We start from the raw sequence: 16574 nt of genomic DNA, 5'->3' as shown, positions 1-16574 counted from the left end.
GTGCTCAGGCTAGTTCCCCACGGCCGTCGCGCCAGGGGCTTCGCGTCGCGCGGGAGCCACACCGGGGGTCCCGTGGTGGTCTGGCGGCTGTGACGCGCCCCTTAGACTGGCCGGGTGATCTTTCGCCGCGTGGGGGACGGGCGGCCGTACCCCGACCATGGACTGACCCAGAGTGACTGGGCTGCCATCGCGCCGACCCAGGTGCGCCTGGACGATCTCACCACCACCAAGACCACCCTCGACCTCGAGACGCTGCTCGACACCGACTCGACGTACTTCGGCGACCTGTTCGCCCACGTCGTCGGCTGGAAGGGCGAGCTGTTCCTCGAGGACGGACTGCACCGGGCCCTGCGTGCGGCCCTGCAGCAGCGCACCATGGTCCACGCGCGCGTCTTCACGATCGGGAAGCAGTCATGAGCAAGGCCGTGGAGCGTCTCGTCGTCCTGGGCACTGCGGGCGTGTTCGTCGCCGGCACCGCGCTGGGGCTCAACCTGGCGTTCTCCAAGCCCGACCCCGTGGCCGCTGAGCCCACGTGCGAGATCAAGAAGATCGCGAAGGGCGAGGTGCTCAGCAGCAACCTCGTCATGGTGCACGTCTACAACGCCAGCCAGCGCGCCGGCGTCGCCAACCGCGTGAAGATCAACCTCGAGCGCCGCGGCTTCCTCGGCGGCGTGGCCCAGAACAACCCCGGCCAGCTCAAGCCCAAGAACGTCATGGTGCTGAGCCAGGATCCGGCCGACCCCCGCGCGCGCCTCGTCGCCCGCCAGTTCAAGGGCAAGGTCGAGCGCGTCCAGGCCGACTTCGAGACCGAGGACGGCATCTCGGTGCTGATCGGCCCGGACTACCAGGGGCTGAAGAAGGCGGGCACGAAGCTCAAGGCCTCGCAGGACGTCACCGTGTGCGTCCCGACGATCACTCTGCCGTAGTCACGAATCGCGGCGTCGCGGGTCGAGGTCCCAGCCGGCCAGGCGGCCGTGGCGGGCCACCGAGCGCAGCCGTCGCTCCACGCCCTCGCGCAGGTCGCGCGTGGTCACGATGAGCAGCTCGTCGCCCACGCGGATGCGCGTGGTGCGGTGTGGCACGAGGGTCGAGTCGCCGCGGACGACCATCGTCACCGAGGCGCCCTCGGGCAGCCGGAGCTCGCCGACCTCCACCCCCGCCAGCCGTGACGTGGGCGGCACGTGGATCTGCAGCAGGTCGGCCGAGATGCGCTCGAGCGGAGCCGCGTCGATCTCGACGTCGCGGCCGCGGTCGCTCTCGACCCCGCACCAGCGGGCGAGGCGGTGCAGCGGCGCGGCCTGCACGATCGTGTAGACCACGACCGCCACGAAGGTGATGTTGAACAGGTCGATGGACTGGGTGACGCCGTTCGCGAGCGGGATCGTCGCCAGGACGATCGGCACCGCGCCGCGCAGGCCCGCCCAGCCGATGAACAGCTGCTCGCGCCAGCCGACGCGGAACCACGCGGCGCACGCGGCGACGGAGGCCGGCCTCGCGACGAAGGTCAGCAGCGCGCCGATCCCGACGCCCGCGCCGATGTGCCACAGCTGGATGTCGCTCGGGTGCACGAGCAGGCCGAGCATGACGAACAGGCCGATCTGCGCGAGCCAGCCGATCCCCTCGACGAACGAGCGGGTGGCCGAGCGGTGCGGCAGCTCGGTGTTGCCCAGCACGACGGCGGCCACGTAGACCGCCGCGAAGCCGCTCGCGTGGATGAGCGCGGCCGAGGCGTACGCGAGCACCGTGACCGCGAAGACCACGAGCGGGTAGAGGCCCGCCGCGGGCAGCGCCGCCCGGCGCAGCAGGCGGGCGCCGCCCCAGCCGACCAGCAGGCCCAGCAGAGCGCCGATCACGAGCTCGAAGACGATCAGCGCCAGGAACCCGCCGACCCCGTGGTCGTTGATCTCGCCCACGCTGATCGCCGTGACGAGGACGACGATGGGCGCGTCGTTGAGGCCGGACTCGGTCTCCAGCACGCCCGACACCCGCGACTTCAGCGGGACCGAGCGCAGCACCGAGAAGACCGCGGCGGCGTCGGTGGGCGAGAGGACGGCCGCGATCAGGACGGCCAGTTGCCAGTCGAGTCCGAAGAGGTAGTGCGCGCCGGCGGCGACGATCCCCACGCTGATCGACGTGCCGACGGTCGCCAGCAGGACGCCGAGACCCAGCGCGGGCCGCATCGTCGACCAGTTCGTGGTCAGGCCGCCCTCGGCGAGGATGAGGATCAGGGCCGAGAGGCCCAGCACGAGCGCGATGTTCGCGTCGGCGAACTGAACGCCGGCGCCGTCGTAGCCGATGAGGATGCCCAGCCCGAGGTACATGAGCAGCGACGGCAGCCCGATGCCCACGGACAGGCGCACGGCCAGGACGGCCAGGATGAGGACTCCGGACCCGGTCAGGAGGATGACGTCGAGGTCATGGGAGGTCATACCATCCCCTTCCCTCGCGCCGGTGGGGTGATCCTATCGGCCCTCGACGTGGTCGATCAGCCGATCCGTGGCGGCGCGGTAGCCGGGAACGCCCTCGCCGATCACGTGCACGACGGCCACGTCGGCGACGTACGAGTGGTGGCGGAACGACTCGCGCGCCATGACGTCGGAGATGTGCACCTCGGCCACCGGCAGCGCCACGCCCGAGAGCGCGTCGCGCAGCACGACCGAGGTGTGGGTGAGCCCGCCGGGGTTGATGACGATGCCGGCGCAGTCGTGGCGGGCCTCGTGGATCGCGTCGAGGAGGACGCCCTCGTGGTTGCTCTGCACGGCGCGCACCTCGTAGCCGCGGGCGGTGGCGGCCTCGGCGACGAGCGCCTCGACGTCGGCGAGCGTCTCGGAGCCGTAGATGTCGGGCTCGCGCGTGCCGAGGAGGTTGAGGTTGGGCCCGTTGACGAGCAGCAGCCGGCGGGTGGTCACGCCGCCAACCTACCGTCGCGAGCGCCAGCCCGAGGCGTGCAGGCGCTCCACCCCGTCGAGCAGCAGGTCGAGCGCGAAGTCGAACTCGAGGTCGGCGTCGCACCGGCCGCCGTCGCGCGTGGTCTCGCGCACGACCGCCACGATGTGCGGGAACGTCCGCGCGAAGGCGTCGAGCGCCTCGGGGGAGGGCGTGTCGTCGCCGGGCTCGTCGAAGGCCTCGGGGCTGAAGCCCCAGATGCGGTGGCCCAGGGCGTGCATGACGTGGTGCGCGAGGTCCACCGAGAGGCCGCCGTCGATCATCTCGCCGGTCACCGCGTCCATGTGGGTGAGCACGGCGGGCGTGCGCGCCGTGCGGCTCTCGATCGCCTGGCGCAGCCACGGGTGGCGCACCAGCTCGGCCCGGGCGGCGAGGACGCGGGCGCGCACGCGATCGGGCCAGGATCCGCCCGGCGCGGGCTGCTCGTAGCCGGCCACGATCGTCTCGACCATGCCGTCGAGGAGGTCCTCCTTGTTCGCGACGTGCTTGTAGAGCGCCATGGGGACGACGTCGAGGCGGGCGGCCACCTGGCGCATGCTGACCGCCGTCAGTCCCTGCTCGTCGGCGAGCGTGATCGCGGCGGCGAGGGTGCGCTCGCGACTCACGGTGGGTCGGTCGGCTGCGGCCACGTCGCTCCTCCTGCTTGACGGGTGTACGCCGTAAGCCTAGTGTCAGGCACGAGGTGTACGCCGTACACCAGCGAAGGAGCGAGCCATGACCGCGCGCCGGACGGCCTTCTGGGCCGGCGTCCTCTACCTGCTGACGTTCGTGACGTCGATCCCCGCCGTCGCGCTCAAGGGCGGCCTGCTCGACGACCCGGGATCCGCGTCCGCGATCGGGCCGGCCCGGACCGGTGCCGCGCTCGAGCTGGTGCTCGCCGTGGCGTGCGTCGGCACCGCGGTCGTCCTGTACCCCGTCGTGCGCGCCCACGGCGAGCGCGCGGCGCTCGGGTTCGTCGCGGCGCGCGTGCTCGAGGCCTCGATGATCCTCGTGGGTGTCCTGGTCGTGCTGGCGTTCGCCGAGGGAGTGGTGGGCGAGGAGGTCGCGCCGGCTCTCGTCGGACTCCACGACGCGGCGTTCCTCGTCGGACCCGGCGCGGTGCCCGCCCTCAACGCGCTGCTGCTCGCACCCCTGCTGCTGCGCGGGGGACTCGTCCCGCGCGCCATCCCGGTGATCGGGCTGGTCGGCGCGCCCCTGCTGCTGGTCTCGGCGCTGGGCGCGGTGGCCGGCTGGATCGACCAGGTCTCGGTGCTCGCGGGGCTGCTCGCGCTGCCCATCGCGGCGTGGGAGCTGTCGCTCGGCCTGTGGCTGCTGGTCAGGGGCTTCTCGACCGCCCGGGTGACCCCCGTCGGGGCCTAGCCTCGGAGCGTGCCTCTCGTCGTCCACGCCTCCAAGTACGGGTCCGCCGAGCTCTACGCGAGCTGGATCGGGGAGGCGCTCGGCGCGCCCGTGGCCGCCGCCGACGAGGTCACCCCGGAGCAGCTGGCCGGGAGCGACGTGGTCGTGCTGTGCGGCGCGATCTACGGCCCGACCCTGCGGGGCAGCAGCCTGCTGCGGAAGGCAATGGAGCTGGGCACGGCGACGCGGTTCGTCCTGGTCACGGTGGGGCTCAGCGACCCCGGGATCACGACGAAGCGCGACGAGCTGGTCGCGTCGAAGCTCCCCGCCGAGCTGCGCGAGCGGCTGGAGGTCGTCCACGTGCGCGGCGCGATGGACCGGTCGCGGCTGAGCCTGGTGGAGAGGTCGATGATGTCGACGATCCGCCGCGGGCTCGCGGTGAAGCGGGACCGCACGGCCGAGGAGCAGGCCATGCTGGAGGCGCTCACCCCGGACTCGATCGACCTCACCGACCGCGCTGCGGTCGCCACGGTCGTCGAGGCGTGCCTAGGCTGAGGCATGCGCTTCAGCGTCCACGTCTACAACTTCACGATCCCCGGCGAGCCGCAGACGCTCGCCCCGACCCTCGCCGAGACGGCGCGCCGGGCCGAGCAGGCCGGCGCCGACGCCGTCACCCTGATGGACCACTACTTCCAGATGGAGACCGTCGGCCGCTCCGAGGACCCCATGCTGGAGGGCTACACAGCCCTGGGCTACCTCGCCGCCGTCACCGAGCGGGTCAAGCTGGGCCTGCTGGTCACCGGCGTGACCTACCGCCACCCCGGCCTGCTGGCCAAGATCGCCACGACCCTCGACGTGCTGTCGGGTGGTCGCGCGATCCTGGGCCTCGGCGCCGCCTGGTACGAGCGCGAGCACCTCGGCCTCGGCGTTCCGTACCCGTCGATGAAGGAGCGGTTCGAGCGGCTCGAGGAGACGCTGCAGATCGTCCACCAGATGTGGAGCGACGACGACGGCGCCTACGAGGGCAAGCACTACCAGCTGGCCGAGACGATCTGCCATCCCGCGCCGATCCAGCAGCCGCACCCGCCGATCCTGCTCGGCGGCATGGGCGAGAAGAAGACGCTGCGGTTCGTGGCCGAGTACGGCGACGCCTGCAACCTCTTCCCCGCCGGCGTCGACGTCATCCGGCACAAGCTCGAGGTCCTCGACCAGCACTGCGCCGACGTGGGTCGTGACCCCGCCGACATCCTGCGCACCCTGCAGTCGCCCGGCGACGCCGTGAAGGACCCCGAGAAGTTCCTCGAGGACGTCGCGGCCTACGCCGAGCTGGGCATCCAGTCGGTCTCGGTCTCGCCGCACGGTCCCGACCCGGTGGCCTGGGTCAGCGAGTTCGCCGAGAGGACCGCGCCGCGTCTCGCCGAGATCTGACGCGCGGGACCGACCCACTTTTGGATGCGTTGCACCCTTTCGGCGACCGAAAGGGTGCAACGCGTTCCAGAAGTGGCAGATGGCTGAGCGAGCGGGCCGCCATCGTCGCCACCCACGACGAAGGCCCCGGGGATCGCCCGGGGCCTGCGTCGTTCAGGGCCGGCTCAGCGCTTGACCACCCGCAGGGTGACCGCGGTGTTGCGAGCGCCGACCCGGTCGTTGCCGAGGTAGCTGATCACGAGGCGGTGCTTGCCCGCCTTCAGCTTCGGCAGCCGGACGGTGAGCCTGCCGTTCCGCACCGTGCCGTCGGCGACCACGCGGCCCTTGACCTTCACCAGGACCTTGCCGTTGGCCTGGGCCGGAGCGGCGACCCGGACCCGCACCGCTGCGCGCTGCGAGGTCTTGATCCGCTTCTTCGCCAGCGAGGCGCGGACCGTGGCCTTGGCCTTCGCGACGCGCGAGGCCATCGACGTGGCGGTCACCGGCCGGTGCCCGACGGTCGTGGCCGTCACGCGCACGCTGATCGACCGGCCGATGTCGGCCGACGTCACCCGGTAGTCGCCGCCCGTGGCGCCCCGGATCGGCTGACCGTCCCGCAGCCACTGCGCCTGCAGGGTGGCGGCCTCGGTGTTCGACCACGTGCCGATGCTGGCCCGCAGGATCGAGCCGACGCGCATCGCGCCGCTCACCTTCGGGCGGACCGTGTTGACCGGGGCCTTCGCGCCCTTGACCTCGACGACCCGGGTGACCATCGACTGGTTGCCGTTGGCGTCCGCGACCGAGTAGGTCAGCGCGTACGTGCCGGGCTTGGCCGTGTCGACCTCGCCGAGCACCTGGACCTTCTCGGTGACGTCGCCGTCGACCGCGTCCTGCGCCGAAACGCCGGCCATCGGGTCGAACACCTCATTGAGCTCGACCGAGCCGTTCTTCGGGACGGTCAGGACCGGCGCGGTCGTGTCCGTCCCGCTCGAGCCCGCCGTGAAGAGCGAGATCTGGCTGACCTCCCCGGGCAGCTCCTCGCCCGAGGCGGCGTCGACGCTGGTGGCGTGCCAGGCGTACGTGCGACCCTCCTCGAGGCCGTTCCAGGTGACCGTGGCCGGCCAGCCCGAGCGCACGATCTCCTCGCCGATCACGCGGTCGGTCGGATCCACCACGACGAGGCCGTCCGAGCTGAAGCTCGTCTTGCGGGTCGTCAGGTTGATCGGCAGGCGCGTGTCGTCCTCGGTGCCGTTGTAGCGGAAGCGGTCGTCGTACTCGGTGGCGCCGAAGTTCTCCAGCAGCGGCGAGTAGGTGTCGACCGCGACCTCGCCCTTGTCGAGATCGAACTGCAGCAGGCGGAAGAACGACGAGCCGAACTGCAGCGGCGTGTTGCTGTCGTAGCCGACGCCCGTCAGCCCCAGCTCGTCCGAGGTCACCTTGTAGAACTGGTAGTCCGCGAGCAGCTCGACCACGTGGTGACCCTTGCGGGCGACATCGCGGCGCAGCTCGATGCTGACGCCGTGCTCGTGGCCCGACAGGACCAGGGCGACGTTCGGGTTCTTCTTGATGACCGCGTCCAGCACCTGGCGGCCGTCGTACGAGAAGCCACTGCCACGGCCGTCCGGGTTGACGCTGGGTGTCAGGTACGCGTGCGTCATCAGGATCGCGTTCCGGTCGGGGAACTGCTTCAGGACGCTGTCGGCCCACGCGGTCTCCTCGGCGTCGACGCCGAAGCCGAGCGAGACGACGACGAAGTCGAGGTCGCCCTCGCTGAACAGCACGTAGTTGTTGCTGTTGTCGCCCGCCTTCCACGGCGTGAACTCCGCCTTCGCGTCCTGCCAGGCCTGGCTCTGCTCGAGCGTGGCGTAGCGGTCCGGACCGAAGTAGTCGTTGTAGAGGGCGTCCGGGCCGGTGTCCGCGCCGTAGAGGTTGTCGTGGTTGCCGGGCAGGACCGTGTTGACCATGCCGGCGTCGTCGAGGACCTTCTGCGCCTCCGACGCCACCTCGAACTCGGCGCGCGCGTTCGGCTCGTCCGAGCCGACGTTGTGCCAGTTCTCGATGATGTCGCCGGTGTGGGCCGTGAACGCGATCTTGCGCTCGTCGGCGTTCGCCGCGATCCACTCGGTGATGCCGCGGTAGGCGCTGCGCCAGACCTCGCGCTCCTGCTCGGTCTCCTGCTCCACCGCGCCCTCGGAGAGGTACTGCGTGTCGGTGACGTGGGCGATCGAGAAGTCGTAGTCGTCCGGATTCTCGAACGAGTTCTTCACCTCGTTCGGCAGGTCGTCGGCGAACGGGTCCTCGCCGGTCACCAGGACCGGGACGGTGCCCCCGTGGCGGTGGCGGCTGCGCAGGTCGCCGGTCAGCTGGACCTGGCCCTCCGCGTTGCCACGGGAGCGGGCGAGCTCCTCCCAGGCGCCGCCGTCCCAGACGCGCAGCACGACCTCGCGCGCGGGATCGACGCGACCGCTCCAGATCACCTGCTGGTCCGAGTTCGACGTGACCGGGACGTCGAACTGCTGGAACGGCAGCTCGGACGTCGAGGGCGAGTCGAGGAACGTCTCGTCGCCGGGTGCGGCTGCGTCGGAGATCGGCTGCTCGTCGGTGCCCGTGAAGTCGCGCTCCTTCGGGATCCCCGTGAGGACGCCCTGGCGGCCCTGCTGCGCGACGACGACGTCGGCCTCGCGGAACGTGGTCCGCACGCGGTCGCCCGACGGGTTCGTGGCGTTCGCCGAGAGGCGCACGGAGCCGCCGCCCTGCTCGGTCTCGGTGCCGCCCGCGGAGGGCACGTTGGCCGTCGTGAAGGTGGTGGTGTGGTCGATCGGCGTGCCGAAGACGTCGTGGCCCTCCACCGTGATCTCGTGCTCGCCGGACTTGAGCCCGGCACCGATCTCGTCGCCCGGCTTGATCGCATCGCCGTCGAGCGCGTAGCGGACGTCGCGGCCGACGCCCTCGGGGTTCGTGAACTCCACGCCGAAGCGGGTGCGCTTCGTGAGGCGCTCGCCCGCGGCCGGCGTGGTCGAGCTGACCTTGACGTTGTAGTTCGCGGGACGGCCCGCGAAGGCGTCGCGGCCCAGGGCGAGCACGCCCTCCGCGTCCACGGCCTCGCTGAAGACCCGCACGCGGCTGATCGTCGAGGGGGAGAAGAACGCGGGACGGTCGCGTCCGCTCGCGTCGCCGCCGATCACGAGGTTGCGGGCGCCGGCGCTCGGCGAGCTGAGCGTGCCGGTCGCCGGCGTGCTGGCGGCCAGGACGCCGTTGACGTAGAGGCGCACCATCTCGCCGTCGTACGTGCCGACCGCGTGGTACCAGCGCCCGCTCTCGATCTGCGTGCTCGTGTTGCGGTACGAGCCGCCGATGTGCGGGTTGAACGAGAGCCGGTCGCCGTACATGACGACGCCGAAGCCGCCCGCCTCCTTCGCGCCGCACAGGTTGCCGCGCGTCTCGACGCCGCTGGCCTGGAAGTCGTCGTCGTACTTGAAGACGCACTCCACGGTCATCTGGTTCGCGAGCTTCGGGAACTGCGCCTCGAACGGGTAGAGGTAGGCCGAGCCGGCGCCGTCGAACTGCGCGACCTTGGTGCCCATCGGGGCGTCGTCGCGCACCACGGGCGACCCGAACGTGCGCGGGGTCAGTCCCTGCGCCCCGTCGACCGGAGCGCCGGAGGAGAAGTCGAGGTCGAGGACGTCGGCCTTCGGGGCCGCGGGGCCCTCGCGGTCGGCGTCGGCGAGCGCGGACACCTGCTCCGCGGTGAGCGGGTCGCTGTAGATGCGGCTCGTGCGCAGCGTGGTCTGCGCGAAGAACTGGGGCTTGTTCGAGGTGTTGACGTCGGCCGCCAGCATCATCGAGTCGGCGCCGGCGGACGAGTGCTTGAACGCACCCGCGGCGGCGACGTCGCGGACCAGCTCGCCGTCCAGGTAGAGCTTGAGCCGGGTGCCGTCCCACGTCGCGACGGTGTGGTGCCAAGTGCCCGTGGTGATCGGGACGCGGACGCTCTTGTAGCCGCCACCCACGTGGATCATGAAATGCACGTCGTTGCCGGACATGACCGTGGCGAAGCCGCCGGACTCCTTCGAGGAGCACAGGGCCGCCTCGGTGCTGGCGGACGAGCGGGGCCCGTCGAAGCGGAACGAGCACTCCAGCGACATGCCCTGCTCGAGCTTGGAGAACTCCGAGCGGATCGGGTAGCCGATCGCGTCGTCGGTGCCGTCGAAGCTCAGGACCGAGCGCCCGGTGCCGAGGTCGGCGCCCGCGGTGGGCTCGCCGTGGACGGTGGGCTCGAGGCCCTGCGCGTGCTCGGTGAGCTGGCCGTCGCGGAAGTCGACGTCGAAGACGTCGGCGGTCGGCAGGTCGACCGCCTGGCGCAGCGCGGACGCCGCGGCCGGGGGCGCGGCGATGCTCGACATCGAGCTCACCGCCGCATCGGCCAGTCGAGGCGAGGCGAGGGCGGGTGTGGTGGTGAACGTGCCGAACCCGACCGCCGCGGCGAGCGCGAGGCTGGAGGTCGTGCGAAGGGATCGCATGGGCAGTGTGCTCCTACGGGGAAAGCCATCAGGACGCCCTGAGACTCTCGGCGAGAGGTTCCTCCCGGTGAACGCCGGGTGAGCGGTCGGAGCACGGTGCGTGAGCACTCGGTGCGTTGGCGATCCGTTCGCCGGCTGTTCGCCCGGAGCGCGCTCACGGCGACGGCGAGGGGCTCCATCCCGGGGGAGGATCCTCGCCCACGCGCCCGTCGACGGCCTCGCGCAGCAGGTCCGCGTGACCCGTGTGCCGGGCGTACTCCTCGAGCAGGTCGAACAGCAGACGACGCAGGCTCGGATGGGCTCCGTCGTCGTCGCTCACCGCAGCAGGCTGGTCCAGCCCGCCGCTCGCGAGGGCGTCGGCGTAGCGCTGCCGGGCTCGCGCCACCGCGTCGTCGTAGAGCGCGTAGAGGGCCCGCGCGTCGCCGCCGACGCTGAAGGAGACGTCGTCGGTGCCGTCCCAGTCGAGCCCCGCCCAGGGGTCGCCCGGTGAGCCACCGCCCAGCTTCGTCGCGGACGTGAAGTCCTCGACGAAGGCCAGGTGGGACAGCAGTCCCGCGAGCGTCAGGTCGGACGACGCGAGGCCGGCGTGGAGTGCCGCGGTGTCGAGGCCGTCGACCTTCCACCGGAACGTGGCGCGCTGGCGGTCGAGCGCGCCCAGGAGGTGCTCGACCTCCGAGGCCGCGATCGGGGGCTCCCACCACGCTCCGTCGACCATGGCACGACGGTACGTCGCACGCGGCCCGATCGCACCGGTCTCGACGACCCCGGGTCGTGCTTGACTCCGAGCATGACCTTCGCCGTCGTCTCGGTCCACTCGCCGAAGCCTGAGCACCGCGCCGCGGTGATCGACTCGATGCAGCGCTACAGCCGGGTCGCCCGCGAGCAGCCCGGGCTGGAGTGGACGGGCGTCGTGGACGACGCGAGCGGCCGCCTCGTGGGCATCGCCCTGTGGGAGTCCGAGGAGGCCGCGGCCGCCGCGCGCCCGGCCCTCATGGCCGAGGTCGGCGACGACCCCTTCGCCGACTGGGACGAGCAGCCGATCGACGGACTGCGCGGTCCGGTCCGCTGACCCGGGAAGCGCTGCGTCGCGACGCGAACGACCTAGGTTGAGGCGATGAGCAGATTTCTCGCGATCTTGGACGGTGCGGCGGACGACGAGTCCAAGAACGAGCTCAGTGACGATCAGCAGGCGGAGTTCCTGGCGGCTTGGGGCGCGTGGGCGCAGGTCCACGAGAGCGCGCTGGTCGATCCCGGTGCCCCGTTGTTCAGGAAGAAGGTCGTGACCAAGGCCGGGGTGGAGGACTTCACGGACGCCAAGGTCGCCTACGCGATCGTGGAGGCCGGATCGCACGACGAGGCCGCACGGATCCTCGCGGCTCACCCCCACCTGACCCTGAGCGCCGGGAACACGATCGAAGTCCTGGAGTGCCCTCCGCTCGGCTGACGCTTCGTCTTCGTCAAGGTGTGGAACCCACGGCGGGGGGTTTGACGGCGTCAGGCTGCGAAGCCCACTAACCGCGCAGACTCTGCGACTGAGCGTCGGCGCGAGATCATCCGGATAGCCGGGATGGCTCTCTCGGACACCCCATCCCGATGGACGTCTGGAGCAGGTGGTCCTCGGGGGCCGGCGTATCCACACGCCATCCGGGGCCTGCACGATCCCCTGGCTGCTGATGCCCCAGCCCAACAGCACGACCAGGCGGCGGACCAGAGCATCGGCACCGCCCCGCATTCGCATGCGGCCACGTCGCTGCCGATCACGAGGCGTAGCCGATGGTCTCGTCGGTCAGTTCCCGCGCGCCACCGATGGAGTGGTGATCGCCGGGTGTTGCGCGTGCCGCGGACGACGTTTTCGTGACCGGGTGCGCCGCTGACGAGAGTCCCGCGCCAACTGAGTCACGCGCCCGGCGCACGGTGCTTCATCAACGCCGGGGAGTCTTGGGCGGCGCCGTACGATGACAGATAGACAAACGTTCAACTACTTAGTTCTCCAGGATGTGCGCCGATGACCAACGTTGACCCGATTCCTACCTCTCGTTCGATCTTGGTGATTGGCGCAGGCGAGCTTGGCATGCCCGTGCTGCGCAACCTCGCAGCTCGCGCTCCCGGGGAGGGCGCGAAGGTCAGCGTGATGCTGCGGGAGAGCACGCTCACTTCCGAGGTGCCGGAGAAGCGCCGCGACGTGGATGAGATTCGCGAGCTCGGTATCGAGATCGTGAGCGGCGACCTAGTGAAGAACTCGCTCCAGGAGCTCGCGTCGCTGTTCTCGGGCTTCGACACCGTGATCGGTTGCGCTGGCATCGCGGCGGGCATCGAGACGCCGATGAAGGTTGCACGAGCGGCCCTCTTGGCGGGCATTCCGCGCTACTTCCCGTGGCAGTTCGGGGTGGATTTCGAGGTCATCGGTCGCGGTAGCCCTCAGGACATCTTCGACTCGCAGCTCGACGTCCGTGAGCTGCTGCGCGCTCAGGACGAGACCGAGTGGGTCATCATCTCGACCGGCATGTTCATGAACTACCTGTTCGAGCCGGGCTCGGGGATGGTCGACCTGCCCACGGACACCGTCAACGCCCTCGGCAGTCTCGACACGGCGGTGACACTCACGACGCCGGAGGACATCGGCGTGCTGACTGCTGAGATCGTCTTCGATCAGCCGCGGATCCGCAACGAGATCATCTACGTCGCCGGCGACACCGTCACCTATGGCGAGGTGGCCGACACGCTCGAGCAGGTCCTTGAGCGTCCGTTCCGCCGGAAGGTCTGGACGGTGCCCGTTCTGCTCGACGAGCTTGCGAACGATCCCGACAACATGACGCGCAAGTACCGCGCCGTCTTCGCCCAGGGCCGCGGTGTCGCATGGGACAAGGCCACCACGTTCAACCACGACCGTGACATCGCGACGACCGACCTGCGCAGCTGGGTCTTGGCAAACCTGGGGAATCGCTGACGCGATGACCTGCTCCCCTGAACTTGCAGGGGAGAGCGCGGTCTTGGCATGGACTGGCGCCTTGAGCTGTCGCCAGCCGGCAGGTCTTCCGCCCGTGCGTCCTGGCGCGGGCCGCTACCGACGCCTCGAGCTATCTAGTACAATAGTAATTATGAATGAGCCGTACGAGGTCGACGCGTTCCGCGAGCGTCTGCGATCGTTCCTGAAGCGAGCCCTGCCGGCGGACTGGCAGGGAGTCGGAACCCTAGAGCCGGCAGAGGCCGAGCGGTTCGCCGAGGACTGGCGCGTGACACTGCGCGAGGAAGGTCTGCTCGCGCCGTCATGGCCGCGCGAGTACGGCGGCGCGGGGCTCACCGAGCACGAGCAGGTGATCCTCGCAGAGGAGTTCGCTCACGCGGGAGTTCCGACCGGCATTGCGAACGACGGCTTCAGCATCTCGATGCTCGGCAACACGCTGCTGGCCTGGGGCACCGACGCACAGAAGGATCACTTCCTTCCTCGGATCATCTCCGGCGAGGACCGCTGGTGCCAGGGGTACTCGGAACCCGGTGCCGGTTCGGATCTGGCGCGCCTGTCAACCAAGGCCGAGCTCGTGGGTGACGAGTGGGTCATCAACGGTCAGAAGATCTGGACCACCTGCGCCCATCTGGCCAACTGGATCTTCGTGCTCGTGCGCACTGACCCAGACGCACCGCGTCACCGAGGCATCTCCCTGCTTCTGGTGCCGATGGACCAGCCCGGCGTCGAGGTACGACCGATTCGCAACATGGGTGGCGACGCGGAATTCAACGAGGTTTACTTCACCGACGCCCGGTGCCCCGCCGAGAACGTCGTGGGAGATGTCAACGGTGGGTGGCACGTCGCCATGACTCTCTTGGGCTTCGAACGTGGTGAGTCCGCGGCCGTGATGCCGATCATGTTCCGGACCGAACTGGAGCGGCTGTTCGACCTGGCCCGCGAGAATGGGGCCGCGAACGTAGCCTCAATGCGGGAGCGACTGGTCGAGGCCTACATCAGCGTCGAGATCATGCGGTTCCTTGGCAAGGACTCGTTGGCCCGCTACCTCGCCGGTCACGCCCCAGGTCCCGACGCGGCAGTGAACAAGCTGTTCTGGAGCGAGTACAACCAGCTCACGTCCGAGCTCGCGGTCGACATCCTCGACGCTGAGGGACTCGAAGCCGTGGGCCGCCGGCCCACCAACGTGACGATGTTCCAGACCGACGACGTCGGAGCGCCGAACTCCAGTGCGTCCTGGATCGTCTCGCTCATGATCTCCCGCGCCGCGACGATCTACGCCGGGACCTCCGAGATCCAGCGCTCCATCATCGGCGAGAAGCTCCTCGGTCTTCCGCGCTGACCTCCGACGCACCAGCCACCCCGGTTCAGAAAGTGACCCACATGGAACCCCTGCTCGACGAGCACCAGCAGTCGTACCAGCGCAGCCTTCGCCGCTTCCTCGAGAAGGAATGGGGACCGGACCGACTTCGCGCGGCGATGGAGGGGCCGACGACGCTTGAGCGTGACGTCTGGCGACGACTCGCGTTCGAGCTCGGAGTAGCCGGCCTCAACATCCCCGAACACCACGGCGGAAGTGGCGAGGCCCACGCCGAGGCCCTCCTGGTCATCGAAGAGCTGGGCCGGGCGCTGTTCGGCCCCATCTACGTCGGCACGGTCGTGCTCGCCTCGCAGACCCTTCTGCTGTGCGAGGACGAAAGCGCCCAAGCAGCTCTCTTCCCGGGAATCGCGGACGGCACGGTGACGGCCACCCTCGCGTGGCCCGACTCCGGGCGCGACCGCACGCGCGCTCCGCTGCCGCGGGCCGTGCAGAGCGGTTCGGAGTGGAGGCTGACCGGCGAGGTCCGACGGGTGGTGGATGGCCAGAGCGCCGACCGGGTGCTGGTCGTGGCCAACACCGACGCGGGCGACTCGGTCTTCCTCCTTTCCGGTGAGGACGGCCTGGAACGCCTCGCCGGGGAGTCGATCGACCCGACGCGGCGCCTCGCCACGCTCGTCCTCGACGACGCACCAGCCGTCCTCGTCGGTACGCCCGGAGGCGCGCCGTCGGTCTTGGACCGGCTCCGGCCCTTCGTCGCATTGCACCTCGCGGCCGAGGCGGTCGGTGGCGCCGCCGCGTGCGTGGACCAGACCGTCTCCTACGCCAAGACCCGCGAGCAGTTCGGCAGCCCGATCGGCGCCTTCCAGGCCGTCAAGCACCGGTGCGCCGACATGCAGGTGCGGCTGGAGGGGGCGCGAGCTGGTGTCAGGTACGCCGGACAGGCGATCGTCACGGGGGAGGAGGATCTTGACGTCCTCTCGTCGGTCCTCAAGGTGTATGCCACCCGCTCCTACTTCCGCTCGGCCGCCGACATGGTGCAGCTTCACGGAGGCATCGGATTCACGTGGGAGCACTCGGCCCATCTGCACTTCAAACGAGCGAAGTCGCTTGAATTGATGGCGGGGTCCCATGACGAGCATCGTGAGCTGATCGCGCGCGCGGTCCTGGATCGCGTCGGGTCATGAGACCCGCGGGGCGCGGGGTGACGGGCGTGGAGCGCGGGGGTCTTCGAATTTCCTGCGTATCATGAGCCGAGTGAACCCGATGGAGATCTCGGCCTTCCAGCGTCGCGCCCCGAAGGCCTCCGAGCGACTCGCCCGCCACCTCGCGACCGCCATCGTTGAGGGAGAGTATGCCGCAGGCGACCGCCTCCCCCACGAGAGCGAGATGCTCGCGCAGACCCAGGTCGGACGAGCGACCCTGCGTGAGGCACTGCGCCTCTTGGAGGTGTGGGGCCTCGTCGTCATCAGGACAGGACCTGGCGGAGGCCCCGTGGTACGCCGGCCCGTGCCGGAGGAGTTCGCCGAGCAGATGGCCCTCCTCCTGCAGTTCCAGCAGCTGACCTTGCGTGACGTGTCGGACGCGCGTGTCGCCCTGGAGCCCATGGTGGCGCGGCTCGCGGCCGAGCGCATCACCCCGGAACTGCTCGGCGACCTCAAGGACTCCATCGAGGTCATGAAGCGCAGCTACGAGTCGCCCGCCGATTTCTGGGAGCAGAACGCGCGCTTCCACTCCACCGTCGCCCACGCGGCCGACAGCCAAGTGATCGGCATGATCATCGACGCATTGAAGTTCATCGCTGACGGTGCTTCGAGTGGCGTGCAGTACGGCAGGGCCGACTTCGAGGAAGTCGTGCATGCGCACACTGAGATCGTCGAGATGCTCGAGTCGGGTGACGCCGAAGGTGCTGCGGACTCCATGTACCGCCACCTCGACGTGGGCCGCCGATTCATCGATCGCAGTGCTCCGCAGGCGCTCCGTAGCCGGATTCACTGGCCGGAGTGAAGCGGCGCGTCCCGTGGCGGCACTGAGCCGATTCGGATGGCGAAAGTCTTGGTTTCTCCGGCCGCCTCATTGCTAA

16 protein-coding genes are annotated in these 16574 nt (G+C 70.1%); 11 read left to right on the top strand and 5 right to left on the bottom strand.

Going from position 1 to position 16574, the window contains the following annotated elements; genetic code table 11:
* Positions 1 to 114: 114 nt before the first annotated feature.
* Positions 115 to 417, top strand: coding sequence for a type II toxin-antitoxin system VapB family antitoxin (locus tag O3S82_RS16345; RefSeq protein ID WP_179427590.1), 303 nt, complete (start codon positions 115 to 117; stop codon positions 415 to 417).
* Positions 414 to 926 (top strand): LytR C-terminal domain-containing protein, encoded by a 513-nt coding sequence (locus tag O3S82_RS16340; protein WP_179427592.1) that lies wholly within the window; start codon positions 414 to 416, stop codon positions 924 to 926. The genes O3S82_RS16345 and O3S82_RS16340 overlap by 4 nt, the downstream gene beginning before the upstream one ends.
* Here O3S82_RS16340 and O3S82_RS16335 read toward each other — a convergent pair whose 3' ends face one another.
* Genes O3S82_RS16335 through O3S82_RS16325 form a run of 3 tightly spaced genes read right to left on the bottom strand, consistent with a single transcriptional unit; the run spans position 927 to position 3575 of the window.
* Positions 927 to 2429: a potassium/proton antiporter gene (locus tag O3S82_RS16335; RefSeq protein WP_269304257.1), complete on the bottom strand. Its 1503-nt coding sequence runs from the start codon at positions 2427 to 2429 to the stop codon at positions 927 to 929.
* 33 nt (positions 2430 to 2462) lie between these two features.
* The gene (gene aroQ / locus O3S82_RS16330) at positions 2463 to 2909 is read right to left on the bottom strand and encodes a type II 3-dehydroquinate dehydratase (RefSeq protein WP_269304255.1); all 447 of its coding nucleotides are present in this window, start codon (positions 2907 to 2909) and stop codon (positions 2463 to 2465) included.
* A gap of 9 nt (positions 2910 to 2918) precedes the next feature.
* Positions 2919 to 3575 carry a TetR/AcrR family transcriptional regulator gene (locus O3S82_RS16325; RefSeq protein ID WP_269304254.1) on the bottom strand — a complete coding sequence of 219 codons (657 nt, stop codon included), beginning with the start codon at positions 3573 to 3575 and terminating at the stop codon, positions 2919 to 2921.
* A gap of 85 nt (positions 3576 to 3660) precedes the next feature.
* Between O3S82_RS16325 and O3S82_RS16320 the strand changes: the two genes are divergently transcribed.
* Genes O3S82_RS16320 through O3S82_RS16310 form a run of 3 tightly spaced genes read left to right on the top strand, consistent with a single transcriptional unit; the run spans position 3661 to position 5712 of the window.
* Positions 3661 to 4305, top strand: a complete 645-nt coding sequence (locus O3S82_RS16320) for a DUF4386 domain-containing protein (protein WP_269304252.1) — start codon at positions 3661 to 3663, stop codon at positions 4303 to 4305.
* Between the two features lie 9 nt (positions 4306 to 4314).
* Entirely contained in the window at positions 4315 to 4839 is a 525-nt protein-coding gene (locus tag O3S82_RS16315) for a flavodoxin domain-containing protein (RefSeq protein ID WP_269304250.1), read from the top strand.
* Positions 4840 to 4842: 3 nt separating this feature from the next.
* On the top strand, positions 4843 to 5712 hold the full coding sequence (locus O3S82_RS16310) for an LLM class F420-dependent oxidoreductase (RefSeq protein ID WP_179427601.1): 870 nt from the start codon (positions 4843 to 4845) through the stop codon (positions 5710 to 5712).
* A gap of 164 nt (positions 5713 to 5876) precedes the next feature.
* Here the strand turns inward: O3S82_RS16310 and O3S82_RS16305 are convergent, their stop codons facing one another.
* Both O3S82_RS16305 and O3S82_RS16300 read right to left on the bottom strand, forming a co-directional pair.
* Positions 5877 to 10211 (bottom strand): LamG-like jellyroll fold domain-containing protein, encoded by a 4335-nt coding sequence (locus O3S82_RS16305; RefSeq protein WP_269304247.1) that lies wholly within the window; start codon positions 10209 to 10211, stop codon positions 5877 to 5879.
* Positions 10212 to 10365: 154 nt separating this feature from the next.
* Positions 10366 to 10926 carry a mycothiol transferase gene (locus O3S82_RS16300; protein WP_269304246.1) on the bottom strand — a complete coding sequence of 187 codons (561 nt, stop codon included), beginning with the start codon at positions 10924 to 10926 and terminating at the stop codon, positions 10366 to 10368.
* Positions 10927 to 10998: 72 nt separating this feature from the next.
* On the opposite strand from O3S82_RS16300, the gene O3S82_RS16295 reads away from it, so the two are divergent.
* From O3S82_RS16295 to O3S82_RS16270, 6 genes are all read left to right on the top strand, one after another.
* Entirely contained in the window at positions 10999 to 11280 is a 282-nt protein-coding gene (locus O3S82_RS16295; protein WP_269304245.1) for an antibiotic biosynthesis monooxygenase, read from the top strand.
* Positions 11281 to 11325: 45 nt separating this feature from the next.
* The gene (locus O3S82_RS16290; protein WP_269304244.1) at positions 11326 to 11655 is read left to right on the top strand and encodes a hypothetical protein; all 330 of its coding nucleotides are present in this window, start codon (positions 11326 to 11328) and stop codon (positions 11653 to 11655) included.
* Positions 11656 to 12216: 561 nt separating this feature from the next.
* The gene (locus O3S82_RS16285; RefSeq protein WP_269304242.1) at positions 12217 to 13158 is read left to right on the top strand and encodes an aromatic alcohol reductase; all 942 of its coding nucleotides are present in this window, start codon (positions 12217 to 12219) and stop codon (positions 13156 to 13158) included.
* 151 nt (positions 13159 to 13309) lie between these two features.
* Positions 13310 to 14515: an acyl-CoA dehydrogenase family protein gene (locus O3S82_RS16280; protein ID WP_269304239.1), complete on the top strand. Its 1206-nt coding sequence runs from the start codon at positions 13310 to 13312 to the stop codon at positions 14513 to 14515.
* A gap of 41 nt (positions 14516 to 14556) precedes the next feature.
* Positions 14557 to 15678: an acyl-CoA dehydrogenase family protein gene (locus O3S82_RS16275; protein ID WP_269304237.1), complete on the top strand. Its 1122-nt coding sequence runs from the start codon at positions 14557 to 14559 to the stop codon at positions 15676 to 15678.
* A 79-nt stretch (positions 15679 to 15757) separates the two neighbouring features.
* The gene (locus O3S82_RS16270) at positions 15758 to 16498 is read left to right on the top strand and encodes a FadR/GntR family transcriptional regulator (RefSeq protein ID WP_269307077.1); all 741 of its coding nucleotides are present in this window, start codon (positions 15758 to 15760) and stop codon (positions 16496 to 16498) included.
* The last annotated feature ends 76 nt before the right edge of the window (positions 16499 to 16574 follow it).

This window comes from Aeromicrobium sp. HA, assembly GCF_027171405.1.
Taxonomy (GTDB): domain Bacteria; phylum Actinomycetota; class Actinomycetes; order Propionibacteriales; family Nocardioidaceae; genus Aeromicrobium; species Aeromicrobium tamlense.
Note: the sequence above shows the minus strand (reverse complement) of the source record. Positions and strands in the feature narration are given on the sequence as shown.